Below are 14,741 nucleotides of genomic sequence, written 5' to 3'. Positions count from 1 at the left end.
CGGCGGCTTTCTTATATCCGTTTCAGCGCAAGAACGGCGTTCAGACCGCCAAATGCAAATGCGTTGCTGAGGGCGACATTGACCTTTGCTTCACGTGCTTCATTAGGCACTACGTCTAGCGCGCATTCCGGGTCGGGCTCTTCATAACCAATGGTCGGAGCGATCACGCCATCGCGCAGCGCCATGATACATGCCAACAATTCGACCGCGCCGGTCCCACCGATCAGATGGCCATGCATCGACTTGGTGGACGAGATCATCAGTTCATCCGCATGCGGGCCAAACACACCGGCAACCGCAGCGCATTCCGTCTTGTCATTGGCCGCCGTGCCCGTCCCGTGCGCGTTGATATAACATACATCGCTGGCATTCAGGCGCGCGTCCTTCAGCGCACCTGCCATGGCGCGGGAAGCCCCTTGCTTGCTTGGCATCACGATGTCAGCGGCGTCTGACGACATCGCAAACCCTACAACCTCGCACAGGATATCTGCCCCCCGGGCCCGCGCGTGTTCGTATTCTTCGAACACAAAGATGCCTGCACCTTCGCCCTGAACCATGCCGTTCCGGTTGGCACTGAACGGGCGGCAAGCGTCTTTGGACATCACGCGTAGCCCTTCCCACGCCTTGACCCCTCCAAAGCACAGCATCGATTCCGATCCGCCTGTGACCATGGCAGGCGCGGCACCGCTGCGAACCAGTTGAAACGCCTGCGCCATCGCGTGGTTGGAAGAGGCACAGGCCGTCGATACCGTAAAGCTGGGCCCTTTGAGGTTATGCTCCATCGAGACATGGCTGGCTGCTGCGTTGTTCATCAACTTAGGCACAACGAACGGATGGACCCGGTTCTTGCCATCTTCATAGACCGAGCGGTAATTGTCATCCCAGGTCGACACACCCCCACCGGCAGTCCCAAGAACGACACCGGACAGCGCAGCAGTTTCGCCCGAAAACACGATCCCGGACTGATCGATCGCTTCTTTCGCCGCAATCAGAGTGAACTGGGTGAAACGGTCATAAAGGCTCATCTGCTGGCGGTTGAACCGACCCTCTGCCTCAAAGCCGCGTACCTGACCGCCGATCTTGATCGACAGACGTTCGACATCCCTGAACTCCAGCTCGGAAATGCCGCAACGACCTTCGCGCATTGCTTCGAAAGTATCGGGCACCGAATGACCCAGCGAGTTGATGGTGCCCGCACCCGTAATGACAACGCGTTTCATAGCCCGGCGTCAGACCTTTTCCGCCACGAGCTTTTCAATACCCGCAATAATCGCAGCCACGTTGGTGATATCGAAATCACTGGCCGAAGGCTCGTTGGCGTTGAAGGGCACCGAGATGTCGAACTCTTCTTCGATGGCAAAGATGCTCTCGACCAAACCCAGGCTGTCGATACCCAGATCTTCGAGCGTGCTATCGGGCGTCACGTCCGAAGGCTCAAGAACGGCCTGCTCGGCAATGATTGCAATGACGCGGTCGCTGATGCTCATATCGGTCCCCTGATTTTCGCGTTGGGGATGATTTAATCGCTCGGCGGCTGTTTGAAAACAGCCTTTTTCAACGCCTCGACGTCACGGGCCATACGCGGCAGACGGCGTTGTGCCTTATAAATATTGGTATGGCTATCCATTTTAATGCCGGGATAGCCCATGATTACACGCCCCGCGGGCACGTTCGACAGAATCTTTGTACCGCCACCAGAAATCACGCCATCACCGATGAAAATATTATCGACCACGCCGGTCTGACCGCCAAGGACGACGTTGTTCCCGATCTCGACCGATCCCGAAACCCCGGTTTGGCCGCACAACAGGCAATCTTGCCCGACGCGCGTGTTGTGGCCCACATGCACGAGGTTATCCAGCTTGGATCCGCTCCCGATCACCGTATTGCGAATGGTCCCGTTATCGACTGTGCAGTTTGATCCTACTTCGACATCATCGCCAATCTCGACCGCACCCAAGGAATGAATTCGCAACCAGCTCTGCGCCTTGGCATCCCCTTGATCACCCAGCGTTTTTCGGGCGTTTTCAGCACCCGACACCTCGGGAGTGACATAACTGAAACCATCGCCCCCGATACGCGCACCCGGCTGAGCGATAAAGCGATCCCCGATCTGTGCCCGTGCCCCGATGCTTACCATTTCGCGCAGTAAGGCGTTCTTACCCAGCAGCGCATCCATGCCGACCACGCAATGCGCACCGATGACCGAGCCGGCCCCGATCTGAGCGCGCGCGCCGATGACGGCCAGCGGCCCGATGGATACGTCCGCACCAATCTCGGCAGTTGGATCAATCACGGCAGATGGATGGATTCCAGGCTCGATCCCCTGCCCGCGATCCAGCATTGACGTAATTCCCGCCATCGCCATCCGCGGCCGCTGTACGAATATCGCCGCCTCAAGGCCCAAGGACTGCCAGTCGGCACCATCCCAAAGCACAGCCGCCCGCGCAGATCCCTTCGCCAGTGCCTCGGCATATTTCGGAGACATCGCCATCGCCAGATCGGTTGGCCCGGCATCCCCCGGTTCGGCGGCGCGTAGGATGGTCAGGCCTGTCTGACCAGCGGCCTCGGCCCCGATGGCTTCGGCGATTTGCTCAACGGTGAACTGCATGTCGGGCTTCCTTATGGCAGGACTTGCCCTCGTGATTACCCCTGAACGTCCGGCAGGACCACCCCTGCCTTTTGCAACGCCTTCCAAATCTTGGCGTCACGGTCATAGACGTCGCGGCGGTACTGAACGTCGCCCTTCGGGCCGATATAGGCGGTGCGGTAGATCAGATGTACCGGAACTTTTTTATCCAGCTTCACGGTGGTTTCTTTCCCTGTGTTCAGCACGCGGTGGAAAAACGCCTTCGGATCTTCCTCCTGCTTGGCCAACAGCGCGTATGCGAACTCGAACGGTTGCGCCAGCCGGATACAGCCATGCGAGAAGGCGCGCACCTCTCGTGCAAACAGAGATTTCTGAGGCGTATCATGCAGATAGATGTTGTACTTGTTGGGGAACATGAACTTCACCAAGCCCAATGCATTGCTTTGGCTCGGGGGTTGCCGCATCGAAAACGGGAAGTTCCGAGCGGTGAATTGGGTGAAATCCACGGCGCCGCGATTTACCTGCCGACCACTACGGTCAGTGATCTGGATATGGCCGACCGCATTCGGATTGGATTGCAGCTTTGGCAGGTATTCCTTGGTGATGATCGAGCGTGGTACATACCAGCTGGGATTGATCACCATATGCTCCATCTCGTCCGAGAATTCGGGGCTGCGGCGATCACTCGTGTTCTTCCCGATCACGGCGCGGGTTTCGAAAGTGACCCGACCGTCATCAACAATCTTGGCTGAAAAGTCCGCCTGATTTACCAATACGTGGCGCGCGCCACGCTCTTCCGGAAGCCAACGTTCCCGTTCAAGCGCAACGAGCACAGCCTTGAGCCGATCCGACGCAGGGCGATTGACTTCGGTGATCGTACCTTTGCCTGCAACGCCATCCGGTTCCAAACCATGCGCGGTCTGAAACGCCCTGACGGCCTCGATCAGCGCGCCATCATAGGTCGGGCTGGCGGTCGGCTTGAGGTAACCCATCGACACCAGCCGGTTCCGCAGTTTGAGGACGCTTGGGCCGGTATCCCCGCGCTCCAGCTTGGTGATTGGTACGGTCGCGCCCCATCCGCCTTGTGAGATTAAATCTTCCAACACCCTCTTCTGCTTCATCAGCGCCAGATACTGTGGGGATTGCGGCATCAGATCCTGAAGATAGCTCCCGCCCTCCGACGTGGTGAGCCGTCGAAGGTGTTCACTGGCCGAGCGTCGTTCAATCTTGCGGACGAGCCCATTGTCGATCTGCGACGGCGTCACAGTCCCGGATTGCAGATCACGTGCGTATTTTACGAAGACACGGCTCATTTCCGCCTCGACCCGACCGAGATCGCGAGTGGTCCGCGCCTGCCGCATTTGGTCCATCAACGATTGCACGTCATAACGCGCGGCAGGTAACCCGTGCAGATCGGTTGTTGACAGTGCCTTGATCAAAGCCGCACGCCGCGCTTCATGTTCGGAAGTGTCGCCGACCCATACCGGATCAAAACCGTTATCACGGTAAAATTCGGCCAAAACGGGTGCTGATGCCGTGTTCTCGGCAACGGCCATCTGAAAGGCTGTTCCATCCGTGCTCGCCTGAGCAAAGGATGCCGTAGATGCCAGTAGGGTGAAAAGCAAAACGCGGGAACGGGAAACAAACGACATGAGATGACCTTGGTTATTCAATAGCTTGACGCGCACTGCTTGGACGCGTCCAATGATAATGTTAAGCTGTGCGATTGTTGTCTATTCACAAATGCATCACCAAAGTGCATCTTTTCGCCTCTGGTGCGTGTTTGCATCGGCGGCGCAGCCAACTGCTGTAGATCAAAGCATACTTGCATCAGTTGCGCAAAAAACTGCCGAAAATTCCCCCTTGATTCAGCTGCGGCCAAAGATTTCTTGGCTGTTGAATCCGTCTGTGCCATAACTCCCGCATCTGGGATGGGAAAAAATTAATACAGCGCGCGTAACATCGTGTGCAGGCAGGAACAGTACGGGACGAAACACAAATGACCAAGAGCAGTGCATCGGGCGTGACCCGGCGTGCCTTATTGGGCGCATTCGCCGCAACGGCAGTCGTAGCAGCTCCGACCTATTCCAAGGCAGCAGGATTCCTCCGCGGAGGGGGCGATATTCGCCGCATTCGCATGTATTCAGGCCGCACGGGTGAGCGTCTGGATATGGTATATTGGGTCGATGGCAAATACATCAAGGATGCCGTCAAAGAAGTGAACTACTTCATGCGTGATTGGCGTAACGATCAGGTCAAACCCATGGACCTGCGCACCATCGATATCATGGCCGCCGCGCACAATATGCTGGATGTCAGCGAGCCCTATATGCTGCTTTCGGGCTATCGCTCTCCCAAGACCAATGCAATGCTACGCTCCCGATCGCGCGGAGTGGCCAAAAACTCGCTTCACATGAAGGGCCAAGCCGCCGATCTGCGCTTGTCGTCCCGCTCCGTCTCTCAGATGGCCAAAGCGGCAATGTCCTGCCGCGCAGGTGGCGTTGGGCAGTACTACCGCTCGAACTTCGTACACATGGATTGTGGCGACATCCGCACCTGGCGCGGCTAGTATCGCGTACCTTTGCTCTGATGAGTTAGCCCCCTCAGATGGTTCTGGTGGGGGTATTGTTTTGTCTGGTGACGTGGTTCAGGCGATCAAGAACATGTGAAATGGCGCACCTGAGAGGATTCGAACCTCTGGCCTCTGCCTTCGGAGGGCAGCGCTCTATCCAGCTGAGCTACAGGTGCCTTGGCCGTTAGCTACCCTCGTTCCGATCCGGGTGCAACTGCAAATGCAACCGGATCAGGCAAACAGATCATGCGCCAGTTCCAGCGCATCAATCAGCGTATCAACCTCATCCGTAGTGTTATAGAGACCAAAGCTGGCGCGGCAGGTGGCGGTGACGCCCAAATGATCCATCAGAGGCCCTGCGCAATGATGGCCTGCTCGCACAGCAACGCCTTTCTTGTCCAGAATGGTCGAAATATCATGCGCGTGCCCTGCCCCATCCAGCGTGAAGCTGAAGATTGCGGCCTTGTCGGCGGTCTTACCCTGCACCTGCAACCAGTTTAATCCGGTCAGGCGCTGCATGGCATAGTCGCGCAGACCTGCCTCATGGGCGGCAATACTCTCCATACCCAGATCCATCATGTAATCCAGCGCCACACCCAACCCGATGGTTTGAACGATCCCGGGGGTTCCGGCCTCAAACTTCATAGGCGGATCGTTATAGATCACCTGATCCTTCGAGACCTCTTTGATCATGTCCCCGCCACCGATGAACGGACGCATTTCGGCCATACGTTCGGACTTGATGAAAATCGCGCCCGACCCCGAAGGGCCATAGAGCTTGTGGCCAGTGATCGCATAGAAATCGCAGCCGATATCTTCGACATTAACCGGCGTGTGCACCGCCCCCTGGCTACCGTCGATAAGAACCGGCACGCCCTTGGCGTGCGCGGCCTGCGTGATGGTTTTAACATCCACCACCGTGCCCAGCACGTTCGAGCAATGGGTGACCGCAACCAGCTTGGTCTTGGGGCCGATCGCATCGATGACGGCTTGCGGATCCAGATGGCCCGCAGCATCGACATCAACCCATTTCAGGACGACGCCCTGACGTTCGCGCAGGAAATGCCAGGGTACGATATTTGCATGGTGCTCCATGACGCTCAGGACGATCTCATCCCCCGCCTCAAGGCGCGGCATTGCCCAGCCATAGGCTACCAGATTAATCCCTTCGGTCGTGCCGGAGTTCAGCACGATCTCATTCTCGTCAGAAACACCCAGAAAGCGCGCGACTGTGCCGCGCACGGCTTCGTATTTCTCGGTCGCGAGATTCGACAGGTAGTGAAGTCCACGATGCACATTCGAATATTCATGCGCATAGGCTTGCGCAACCGCGTCGATCACCACCTGAGGTTTCTGCGCAGAGGCACCGTTATCCAGATAGGTCAACGGCTTACCATTCACCTCTCGTGACAGGATCGGAAAGTCAGCGCGGATTTTCTCTACGTCGTACATAGAAAGGAATTCCCTATACAGGCCCGCCGGGGGACAACCAAAGAACGAAGGGGATCGCCAGAACACCCGAGATGAGCATCACCAGGAACGATTTGCCAAGCGAGCCAAACCGGTGCGCTTCATTCAGAAAATGCAGAGTGATGTACAGACTCAGACCCAGCATTATGAGGCTGGCAGGAAGAAACAGAAATGGTGCGAGCGACGCCGAAAAAAGGACAATCGCCTGGCCAGCGATCTGCAGAATCTGCAGCCATATCACCAGTGTTGCGACCTCGGTTATCGCGCCGGTTCCACCCAGCATCCGCCCTACAAGCTGAAACGTCACAACGCTGATCAGGATGGCCCCGGCGGATACCAGCAGGGTCTGCACCATCGGAACTGCCAGTTGCTGCACATCAGGTGAGATCAGGGGCAAAATGACACCAGAGGCAGATTGTACAATCCCGTTCAGAATAACCGCCAAAAAGAACGCCAACCACAACACGTCACGACCAAGCCGCATCGCCATCAGACGACGTGCGGCCTCGGCAGGGTTCGACAGGGTCAGAACGACCATATTCATCAACGTGGTAGAGCTCATTCAGGTGCCCTTTGCGTTTGCCTCAGCCCCGAGAACCAGAACCAGACGAAAACTGCAACCCACAACAGACCAATCAAAGACTGCGCTGCCCCCGGGCCAATAAACCCGGCCACTAGGCCATTGAGCAGCACCAGCGGTACCGAGGCTAGCAGCGCCCAGAACAGTGCAAGACGCGCGCCATAGCTTGTACCCTTGCCTCCGACAGCCCGTGCTACCAAATAAGACAGCCAGGCCAGACCGTAGAAGATCAACGGCAGAATGAAGACAGAGCCCAGCAAGGCTCCGCCCATCAGCATATTCAACTCGGACCCTTCCAGATGCGCCTTCCGCGCAAGGCTGGGTAATTGAGCGATAAAGCCAATCACACAAAAGGCCATGACAAACGCCAGCGCTCGATCTTCCCGTGGCCCCATATCCAACAGGCGACGCACTACGCGCCCCGGTCCGCGATACGTGGCCACGATATCGGTTGTGACCGGCATCAGTTTCGGCGCGCCAACCAGCTTTCAAGGCGTTCGACGATCACATCGGCCAGCGCTTCGTCCTCGATCTCTTCCACGGCTTCTGCAAGGAAGGCCAGTGTCAGCATATCGGTTGCATCATTGACCGGTACGCCGCGCGACCGCAAATAGAACAGCGCCGTTTCGTCAATGGCACCGGAGGTCGAGCCGTGCGAACAGGCCACGTCATCGGCATAGATCTCAAGCTCGGGCTTGGCCAGGAACTGGCTGTCATCGTCCAGCAGTAAGGATTGACTGATCTGATAGCCATCCGTCTTCTGCGCGCCCTCCTTGACCAGAATTTTACCCTGAAATACGCCCGTTGCGCCGTTGCGCAGCACTTTCTTGAACACCTGACGGCTTTCGCAGTTCACCGCATCATGGGTGATGAACACCGTGTCATCGTGATGGAAATCCCCGTCACCTACACAAGCGCCAGCGACATGCGCCACCGCGTCATCTCCGGTCAGTTCGACAACCTGCTCATTACGGGTGAGCACGCCATTCACAGTCAATGTGAACGACTTATAGACAGACTCATGCCCCATTCGCGTAAACATATGGGTGGCCGCGCGGCGCTGATGATCACGGCCCTGCGCACGCACATGGTGCAAGGTTCCGCGATCCGCGATGTCGATCTCCATACACTTGTTGAAACGCGAGGCTGCCGGGCCATTTTCCAGGATCGTCACCTCGGCGGCACTCTCAACCCGCACGATATGGTGCAGAATGGCATCCGAAGTCTCGGACTCATGACGATAGATCAGGCTGATCGGTTTGGACGGCTTGCCCGTGACATGAATAGCCACACCATCTGAGGCGAAGGCCGTATTCAAGGCCGCCAGAGGTCGCTGAACCGGGTTCTGACCACGGGCTTCAAGAACGCCATACAGCTCTTTTGCCCAATGGATGTCTTTGCAGCAGATATCCTCCAACCGGTCGATTGAGACGCCTTCCAGCGACAGGTCGTCCGATTCTTCGGGGCTGAACACGCCATCGACAAAAACGATCTTCAGGCGGTCGAACTCATGGAACATCATGGGTTCGTCGGTGTGGAACAGTGCTGCCGGGACAGCCTCGGCAGAGGTCAGAGTGTCCGGTCGGGTATATTTCCAATATTCATCCCGGCGCCCAGGCAGACCCATTTCGCGAACACGCGCCAGTGCGGCTTCGCGCGCTTTGCGGGTACACCCGGCATCCGGCACTGTCATCGCTGCCAGCCGTTCCTCGGTTGCCGTCTGTTTTGCTTGGGGCAAAGCCATCAGTTCACCTCGGCCAGGATGTCGGCATAGCCGTTGTTCTCAACTTCCAGCGCCAGTTCGGGACCGCCGGATTTCACGATGCGACCATCGGCCATGATGTGCACTACGTCGGGTTTGATGTGATCCAGCAGCCGCTGGTAGTGGGTAATCACAAGGAACCCGCGCCCTTCGTCACGCAGCGCGTTCACGCCCTCTGACACCAGCTTCATGGCGTCCACATCCAGACCCGAATCCGTCTCATCCAGAATGCACATCTTGGGCTCAAGCATCGCCATCTGCAGAATTTCGTTGCGTTTTTTCTCACCGCCCGAGAAGCCCACATTCACCGGGCGCTTCAACATATCCGCGTCGATTTTCAGAGCCTTCGCCTTGGCACGCACCTCTTTCAGGAAATCGGTTGCCGACAGTTCGTCCTGCCCACGCGCTTTGCGTTGAGCGTTTACCGCGGTGCGCAGGAACGTCATATTACCAACACCCGGAATTTCCACTGGGTATTGGAACGCTAAGAAAATCCCCGCAGCTGCGCGCTCTTCCGGTTCCATCTCAAGCAGGTCTTCGCCTTCCAGAGTGGCCGTACCATCGGTCACCTCATAGCCGTCACGACCCGATAAGACGTAGCTGAGTGTCGACTTCCCCGAACCGTTCGGCCCCATGATCGCGTGCACCTTGCCGGCCTCAACCGTCAAATCGACACCTTTGAGGATCGCTTTGTCTTCTTCCTCAAGTTTTACGTGCAGGTTCTTGATTTCCAGCATTTTTAATCCTTTTGCACATCGCAAGGGGTACTCTCACCCCAATCGTTTCTTATCCCAGCATCTTCCGGATCAGGCGCGCTACGATCCATCCGAGGATGGCTCCGATGGCGATGGCCCAGACTGGGTTGATAAATTCGTAGTAGTTGATGTTGACGTAAACGACGCCAAGCAGCCCACCGAGAACCGGCAGTGCGTAACCAAGCCAGGTCAGCACATCATCCTTCCGGATGCGGTTTTCAGTCGAACGCGTCATCAACCAACGGAGCCTTCAAGGCTGATCGCCACTAGCTGCTGAGCCTCCATGGCGAACTCCATTGGCAGTGCCTGCAGCACGTCCTTGCAGAACCCGTTAACGACCAGCGCTACGGCCTCTTCCTCGTCCATGCCACGCTGACGGCAATAGAAAAGCTGGTCGTCATCGACTTTGGATGTCGTGGCCTCGTGTTCGACACGTGAAGAGTTGTTCCTGACTTCGATATACGGAACTGTGTGCGCGCCGCACTTATCTCCGATCAGTAGCGAGTCGCACTGGGTATAGTTGCGGCTGTCCTTGGCCTTGGGGTGCATCGAGACCAGACCGCGATAGGTGTTCTGCGCCTTACCAGCGCTAATCCCCTTCGACACGATGCGCGATTTGGTGTTCTTGCCCAAATGCACCATCTTCGTGCCGGTATCAGCCTGCTGATAGTTGTTGGCAATCGCGATCGAGTAAAACTCACCCTGGCTGTCGTCACCACGCAAGATGCATGACGGGTATTTCCAGGTTACGGCAGAACCAGTTTCCACTTGTGTCCACATCACCTTGGAACGATCCCCACGGCAATCAGCGCGCTTGGTCACGAAATTATAAATGCCGCCCTTGCCGTTCTCATCCCCCGGGAACCAGTTCTGAACGGTCGAGTATTTCACCTCGGCATCTTCTTCGATGATGATCTCAACCACCGCCGCGTGCAGCTGTGCCGTGTCGCGTTGCGGCGCCGTACAGCCTTCCAGATACGACACGTAAGAGCCCTTGTCAGCGATGATCAACGTGCGCTCAAACTGACCCGTGTTCTCGGCGTTGATGCGGAAATAGGTGCTCAACTCCATCGGACAGCGCACGCCCGGTGGCACGTAGACGAACGAGCCGTCCGAGAACACGGCCGAGTTCAGCGTCGCGTAGAAATTGTCTGAAACTGGTACGACTGATCCCAGATACTTTTTGACCAGTTCAGGATGTTCTTTGATCGCCTCAGAGATCGAACAGAAGATCACGCCAGCCTTTTTCAGCTCGGCCTGAAAGGTGGTTCCGACTGAGACCGAGTCGAACACAGCATCAACTGCAACCTTGCGGCCTTCTGCCGGCGCATCTTCAGCACCTTCGACGCCCGCCAGAATCATCTGTTCTTTCAGTGGGATACCCAGCTTTTCGTAAGTGGCCAACAGCTTGGGATCGACCTCATCCAGCGATTTGGGCTTTTCTTCCATCGATTTTGGACGGGCATAATAATACTGGTTCTGAAAATCGATTTCGGGATAGCTGACCATCGCCCATTTGGGCTCTTGCATCTGGGTCCAACGTTCGAACGCGGCCAGACGCCATTCGGTCATCCATTCCGGCTCTTCATTCTTCTCCGAGATCAAACGGACAATATCGGGGTTCACGCCTTTTGGCGCGTATTCCATCTCGATATCGGTTTCCCAGCCGTATTTATAAGTGCTGACCTCGCGAACCGCATCCACGGTTTCCTGATCGACACCCTCTTTTACCTGGGTCTGGTCCAAAGCGGCCATGTGACACCCTCCGTCTGATCACGCGGCACGCGCGCGATGCTTTTTCTCTTTTTCGAGCCACGCTTCCGCGAAACGCAGCACTTCTTCTTTCGTCGTCTCAGGCCCCAGCGAAACGCGGATCGCGCTCGATGCAACCGTCTCATCAAAACCCATTGCAGTCAGGACCCGACTTGTCTTGACCTTGCCACTTGAACAGGCCGAACCCGCACTGATAGCGAAGCCTGACAAATCCATCTGCATGACCTGTGTTTCGCCCTTCCAGCCGGGCGTCGCAAAACACATGGTATTCGGGAGTCGCTCCTGATCTTTCCCGACAAAAATAGTAGCTTTAGAGCTAGCCTCAAGAGCGTTTTCTAGAATATTTCTAAGTTCTCCGACTTTTGACCAAACACCATCAGCCAGATCGCGCATTGATGCCTCAATAGCCGCGCCTAAACCCGCGATTCCAATCACATTTTCCGTGCCGGACCTACGCCCCATCTCCTGACCACCACCGCTGGCCAAGGGCGCTATATCCAGCCCTTGCCTCAGAATCAGAGCACCAACACCCTTTGGCCCTCCGATCTTGTGCGCTGATAGGATAGCCATATCCGCCCCGCTCCAGGCGAAAGAAAAGGGAATGCGCCCAATGGCCTGTGTCACATCCAGCAACAACCAATCCGCGCGCCGTGCGCCATAAGGCCACTGATTTTCCACCCTTTCTGGGGGCTGCGAAATAATCCCGGTCTCAGAGTTCGCAAGACCCATTGCCAGTGTATGGCCGGGGCCGAAAGGTCGCTGTTCGCAGTTGGACAGATCGAAATGCGACCAGAGCGCATCATGCGCGGTGGTCTCGACGAACACGTCGCAACCCTCGGAGCGGTTTTCCAGAACCCGTGCGGCCTCAGTAGCGCCAGAGGTAAAGATGACTTCTTGTGGACGGCAGCCCACCGCCTCGGCAACCTGCGCCCGCGCACGTTCCACCACTGCCTTTGCCGCACGCCCTTCTGCGTGCACAGACGACGGGTTCCCAACCACATCCATCGCCGCCATCATGGCTGCGCGTGCCTCAGGGCGCAGGGGCGTTGTGGCATTGTGATCCAGATAAACACGTTTCATGGATACATCTTTTCTGGTGTCAGCGTGGGGCGCGTGGGCATAGCTCGCATCGGATCAGTCGTCCACGACCGCGAACAGGCTCGGCACTGCTGGACAGGGCGCAAGGTCATTCCGGATCACGTCCGACAGGCGTGTCTGGTGCAGAAAAACATAGACATTCGCGCTGAGGCTTTCCCACAACCGGTTGGTCAGCGACTGCGCACGGCTGCCCGAAGACCCGCCCGATGCCCCTGCGCCTTTGTGCATCGCATCCACGGTCTCATCCACGGCTGCCAAAACTTCGACCACCCGAATATCAGATGCCGGGCGCGCCAGACGGTATCCACCACCCGGACCGCGTACGGAACTGACCAGTTCGGCCCGCCGCAGCTTGACGAACAACTGCTCAAGATAGGGAAGCGAGATATCCTGACGTTCGGAAATCTCGCCAAGCGTCACAAGCTTATCGGACGACTGCAAAGCGATATCGGCCAGCGCAACCATCGCGTAGCGGCCTTTGGTCGACAGCTTCATTTCATTCCCTCTCGGCAAGAACCGCGCGAAAACATTGACGTCGGTGCAGCCAATGCGTATCTCCCACTGGCAGCGTTATGACGCGACAATGATGTAATTAGAACCGTTCTAAAGTACCCGAGAATTACCGTCAAGATAGTCTCGGGGCCGCTACGGTAAAAAACAGGACAAAAGCACATATGCCCGAGGTGATTTTTCCCGGACCCGAAGGACGCCTGGAAGGCCGCTACCACCCGCAAAAGGAAAAAGACGCACCGATCGCCATCGTGTTGCACCCGCATCCTCAGTTCGGCGGGACGATGAACAATAAGGTTGTCTATAACCTGCATTATGCCTTCTACAACATGGGCTTCACCGTGCTTCGCTTTAACTTCCGCGGCGTTGGCCGCAGCCAGGGCGAATACGATCAGGGCGTTGGTGAATTGAGCGATGCAGCCTCGGCGCTGGATTACCTGCAGTCGATGAACAACAACTCGAAGCACTGCTGGGTCGCCGGTTTCTCATTCGGGGCCTGGATCGGGATGCAGCTGCTGATGCGCCGCCCCGAAATCACCGGCTTCATCAGCGTATCGCCGCCTGCAAATATGTACGACTTCTCGTTCCTGGCACCCTGCCCGTCTTCGGGCCTGATCATCAATGGCTCGGCTGACCGTGTAGCACCGCCTGCTGACACCACTTCGCTGGTGGGCAAGCTGCACGAGCAGAAGGGGATCACCATCACCCATCATGAGGTCGAAGGTGCAGATCACTTCTTCCAGGACCGTCACATGGATACGTTGATGACCGACGTGACCGACTACGTGAAACGTCGCTTGACCGAGAACACGCGCTGATGTCTGACACCATCAATACTCTGGCCGCCAAGTTGGCCGAGGACACGATGAAGGTCATGGATGAAACAGGTGATGAGCGCTTCTTTGTTGAGGTCGGCGAGGTTCTCGGGGCCGCCTCACAATCACTGGAAGAGGCGTTTCTGACCGAAATCCGCGTTCGATTGGCCGAGCGCAAAGCGCGGCAGTTTGTTGTGAAAAGACTGTCGCAACATCGCTCGAAGCTCAAAGCAATTGAAAAGCAGTGACCAGATTTCCTGGCCCATGCTTTGAAACGAAAAAAAGGAGCCCGAGGGCTCCTTTTCTCTACTATCGTTCGATGGGCGCTTAAACTGGAATACCCGTTAACCGCTCAACATTCTGGGCTGCATCAATGTCGACGGACCCCCCGTCTGCAAGCCACCCCAGCGCCACAATCAATACCGAAACGATAATGACAGATTTTGCAAAAGTCGTCATATTACCAAACTCGTTAAAAATTCACTAAAAACTGCGTTGTAGTTAACACGACAGGTATCATTCCGGGTAGTCGGGTATCCCTTACCTTTGGTAAACGCCACCGTGGATCGACTTACTCTCGCGCTGAAGGTCATGCCGGCTGGCGTTTCCTGCGCGATCTGAGCCAGACTCGGGATCAGCCTGACCACGCTGATCGGGTTTCTCGTCTTTGATCAACGGTTGGATTGGCCGGTAATCATTGGGCAGACCTTATTGCTCGGCGGTATCCTGATCATCCACCCGTTTTCTACCGCAGCCAGCCGCTGACCGCCGGTTAGGGCTGGCATATTTCTCCGCACCACGTTATGCGCCGGGCAA

At 56.7% G+C, this 14,741-nt stretch carries 16 protein-coding genes and 1 tRNA gene; 3 read left to right on the top strand and 14 right to left on the bottom strand.

Annotation, left to right across the window (positions count from 1 at the left end):
* Window positions 1-11: 11 nt before the first annotated feature.
* Genes ACR0AZ_RS04940 through ACR0AZ_RS04925 form a run of 4 tightly spaced genes read right to left on the bottom strand, consistent with a single transcriptional unit; the run spans window position 12 to window position 4,242 of the window.
* Complete coding sequence (locus ACR0AZ_RS04940; protein ID WP_480469782.1) at window positions 12-1,220, bottom strand: beta-ketoacyl-[acyl-carrier-protein] synthase family protein; 1,209 nt, start codon at window positions 1,218-1,220, stop codon at window positions 12-14.
* 9 nt (window positions 1,221-1,229) lie between these two features.
* The gene (locus ACR0AZ_RS04935; RefSeq protein ID WP_480657653.1) at window positions 1,230-1,487 is read right to left on the bottom strand and encodes an acyl carrier protein; all 258 of its coding nucleotides are present in this window, start codon (window positions 1,485-1,487) and stop codon (window positions 1,230-1,232) included.
* A 32-nt stretch (window positions 1,488-1,519) separates the two neighbouring features.
* On the bottom strand, window positions 1,520-2,611 hold the full coding sequence (gene lpxD / locus ACR0AZ_RS04930) for a UDP-3-O-(3-hydroxymyristoyl)glucosamine N-acyltransferase (RefSeq protein ID WP_480666905.1): 1,092 nt from the start codon (window positions 2,609-2,611) through the stop codon (window positions 1,520-1,522).
* A 35-nt stretch (window positions 2,612-2,646) separates the two neighbouring features.
* Window positions 2,647-4,242: a L,D-transpeptidase family protein gene (locus ACR0AZ_RS04925; RefSeq protein ID WP_480666904.1), complete on the bottom strand. Its 1,596-nt coding sequence runs from the start codon at window positions 4,240-4,242 to the stop codon at window positions 2,647-2,649.
* Between the two features lie 347 nt (window positions 4,243-4,589).
* On the opposite strand from ACR0AZ_RS04925, the gene mepK reads away from it, so the two are divergent.
* Entirely contained in the window at window positions 4,590-5,159 is a 570-nt protein-coding gene (gene mepK / locus ACR0AZ_RS04920; protein ID WP_480469777.1) for a peptidoglycan L,D-endopeptidase MepK, read from the top strand.
* Window positions 5,160-5,261: 102 nt separating this feature from the next.
* Here the strand turns inward: mepK and ACR0AZ_RS04915 are convergent.
* The 10 genes from ACR0AZ_RS04915 to iscR form a co-directional block, all read right to left on the bottom strand.
* Window positions 5,262-5,338, bottom strand: a tRNA-Arg gene (locus ACR0AZ_RS04915).
* A 55-nt stretch (window positions 5,339-5,393) separates the two neighbouring features.
* Window positions 5,394-6,614 (bottom strand): cysteine desulfurase, encoded by a 1,221-nt coding sequence (locus tag ACR0AZ_RS04910; protein ID WP_480469776.1) that lies wholly within the window; start codon window positions 6,612-6,614, stop codon window positions 5,394-5,396.
* Between the two features lie 13 nt (window positions 6,615-6,627).
* Window positions 6,628-7,194, bottom strand: coding sequence for a Yip1 family protein (locus ACR0AZ_RS04905; protein ID WP_480469775.1), 567 nt, complete (start codon window positions 7,192-7,194; stop codon window positions 6,628-6,630).
* A complete protein-coding gene (locus ACR0AZ_RS04900; RefSeq protein WP_480469774.1) occupies window positions 7,191-7,676 on the bottom strand; it encodes a YIP1 family protein in 486 nt (161 codons plus the stop codon). The genes ACR0AZ_RS04905 and ACR0AZ_RS04900 overlap by 4 nt, the downstream gene beginning before the upstream one ends.
* Entirely contained in the window at window positions 7,676-8,956 is a 1,281-nt protein-coding gene (locus ACR0AZ_RS04895) for a SufB/SufD family protein (RefSeq protein WP_480666903.1), read from the bottom strand. The genes ACR0AZ_RS04900 and ACR0AZ_RS04895 overlap by 1 nt, the downstream gene beginning before the upstream one ends.
* Window positions 8,956-9,711 carry a Fe-S cluster assembly ATPase SufC gene (gene sufC / locus ACR0AZ_RS04890; protein ID WP_480666901.1) on the bottom strand — a complete coding sequence of 252 codons (756 nt, stop codon included), beginning with the start codon at window positions 9,709-9,711 and terminating at the stop codon, window positions 8,956-8,958. The genes ACR0AZ_RS04895 and sufC overlap by 1 nt, the downstream gene beginning before the upstream one ends.
* A 49-nt stretch (window positions 9,712-9,760) precedes the next feature.
* A complete protein-coding gene (locus ACR0AZ_RS04885; protein ID WP_480666900.1) occupies window positions 9,761-9,964 on the bottom strand; it encodes a hypothetical protein in 204 nt (67 codons plus the stop codon).
* On the bottom strand, window positions 9,964-11,484 hold the full coding sequence (sufB, locus tag ACR0AZ_RS04880; RefSeq protein ID WP_480666899.1) for a Fe-S cluster assembly protein SufB: 1,521 nt from the start codon (window positions 11,482-11,484) through the stop codon (window positions 9,964-9,966). Before sufB ends, ACR0AZ_RS04885 begins: the two co-directional genes overlap by 1 nt.
* A gap of 18 nt (window positions 11,485-11,502) precedes the next feature.
* Window positions 11,503-12,582 (bottom strand): cysteine desulfurase family protein, encoded by a 1,080-nt coding sequence (locus ACR0AZ_RS04875; RefSeq protein WP_480666898.1) that lies wholly within the window; start codon window positions 12,580-12,582, stop codon window positions 11,503-11,505.
* A 54-nt stretch (window positions 12,583-12,636) separates the two neighbouring features.
* Complete coding sequence (gene iscR / locus ACR0AZ_RS04870) at window positions 12,637-13,095, bottom strand: Fe-S cluster assembly transcriptional regulator IscR (RefSeq protein ID WP_480469768.1); 459 nt, start codon at window positions 13,093-13,095, stop codon at window positions 12,637-12,639.
* Between the two features lie 179 nt (window positions 13,096-13,274).
* Here iscR and ACR0AZ_RS04865 point away from each other — a divergent pair, with 179 nt between their 5' ends.
* Both ACR0AZ_RS04865 and ACR0AZ_RS04860 read left to right on the top strand, forming a co-directional pair.
* Window positions 13,275-13,928, top strand: a complete 654-nt coding sequence (locus tag ACR0AZ_RS04865; RefSeq protein ID WP_480469767.1) for an alpha/beta hydrolase — start codon at window positions 13,275-13,277, stop codon at window positions 13,926-13,928.
* Window positions 13,928-14,173: a hypothetical protein gene (locus ACR0AZ_RS04860; RefSeq protein WP_480469766.1), complete on the top strand. Its 246-nt coding sequence runs from the start codon at window positions 13,928-13,930 to the stop codon at window positions 14,171-14,173. The genes ACR0AZ_RS04865 and ACR0AZ_RS04860 overlap by 1 nt, the downstream gene beginning before the upstream one ends.
* Window positions 14,174-14,741 lie beyond the last annotated feature (568 nt).

This window comes from Ruegeria sp. BE3 (assembly GCF_056538865.1).
Note: the sequence above shows the minus strand (reverse complement) of the source record. Positions and strands in the feature narration are given on the sequence as shown.

Excerpts from the sequence above, each read along its gene's own strand:
- ACR0AZ_RS04895 (WP_480666903.1), bottom strand. The coding sequence starts at position 8,956 with ATGGCTTTGCCCCAAGCAAAACAGACGGCAACCGAGGAACGGCTGGCA.
- mepK (WP_480469777.1), top strand. The coding sequence starts at position 4,590 with ATGACCAAGAGCAGTGCATCGGGCGTGACCCGGCGTGCCTTATTGGGC.
- ACR0AZ_RS04865 (WP_480469767.1), top strand. The coding sequence starts at position 13,275 with ATGCCCGAGGTGATTTTTCCCGGACCCGAAGGACGCCTGGAAGGCCGC.
- ACR0AZ_RS04885 (WP_480666900.1), bottom strand. The coding sequence starts at position 9,964 with ATGACGCGTTCGACTGAAAACCGCATCCGGAAGGATGATGTGCTGACC.
- sufC (WP_480666901.1), bottom strand. The coding sequence starts at position 9,711 with ATGCTGGAAATCAAGAACCTGCACGTAAAACTTGAGGAAGAAGACAAA.
- ACR0AZ_RS04940 (WP_480469782.1), bottom strand. The coding sequence starts at position 1,220 with ATGAAACGCGTTGTCATTACGGGTGCGGGCACCATCAACTCGCTGGGT.
- ACR0AZ_RS04925 (WP_480666904.1), bottom strand. The coding sequence starts at position 4,242 with ATGTCGTTTGTTTCCCGTTCCCGCGTTTTGCTTTTCACCCTACTGGCA.
- ACR0AZ_RS04905 (WP_480469775.1), bottom strand. The coding sequence starts at position 7,194 with ATGAGCTCTACCACGTTGATGAATATGGTCGTTCTGACCCTGTCGAAC.
- ACR0AZ_RS04860 (WP_480469766.1), top strand. The coding sequence starts at position 13,928 with ATGTCTGACACCATCAATACTCTGGCCGCCAAGTTGGCCGAGGACACG.
- lpxD (WP_480666905.1), bottom strand. The coding sequence starts at position 2,611 with ATGCAGTTCACCGTTGAGCAAATCGCCGAAGCCATCGGGGCCGAGGCC.
- ACR0AZ_RS04910 (WP_480469776.1), bottom strand. The coding sequence starts at position 6,614 with ATGTACGACGTAGAGAAAATCCGCGCTGACTTTCCGATCCTGTCACGA.
- ACR0AZ_RS04900 (WP_480469774.1), bottom strand. The coding sequence starts at position 7,676 with ATGCCGGTCACAACCGATATCGTGGCCACGTATCGCGGACCGGGGCGC.
- sufB (WP_480666899.1), bottom strand. The coding sequence starts at position 11,484 with ATGGCCGCTTTGGACCAGACCCAGGTAAAAGAGGGTGTCGATCAGGAA.
- ACR0AZ_RS04875 (WP_480666898.1), bottom strand. The coding sequence starts at position 12,582 with ATGAAACGTGTTTATCTGGATCACAATGCCACAACGCCCCTGCGCCCT.
- iscR (WP_480469768.1), bottom strand. The coding sequence starts at position 13,095 with ATGAAGCTGTCGACCAAAGGCCGCTACGCGATGGTTGCGCTGGCCGAT.
- ACR0AZ_RS04935 (WP_480657653.1), bottom strand. The coding sequence starts at position 1,487 with ATGAGCATCAGCGACCGCGTCATTGCAATCATTGCCGAGCAGGCCGTT.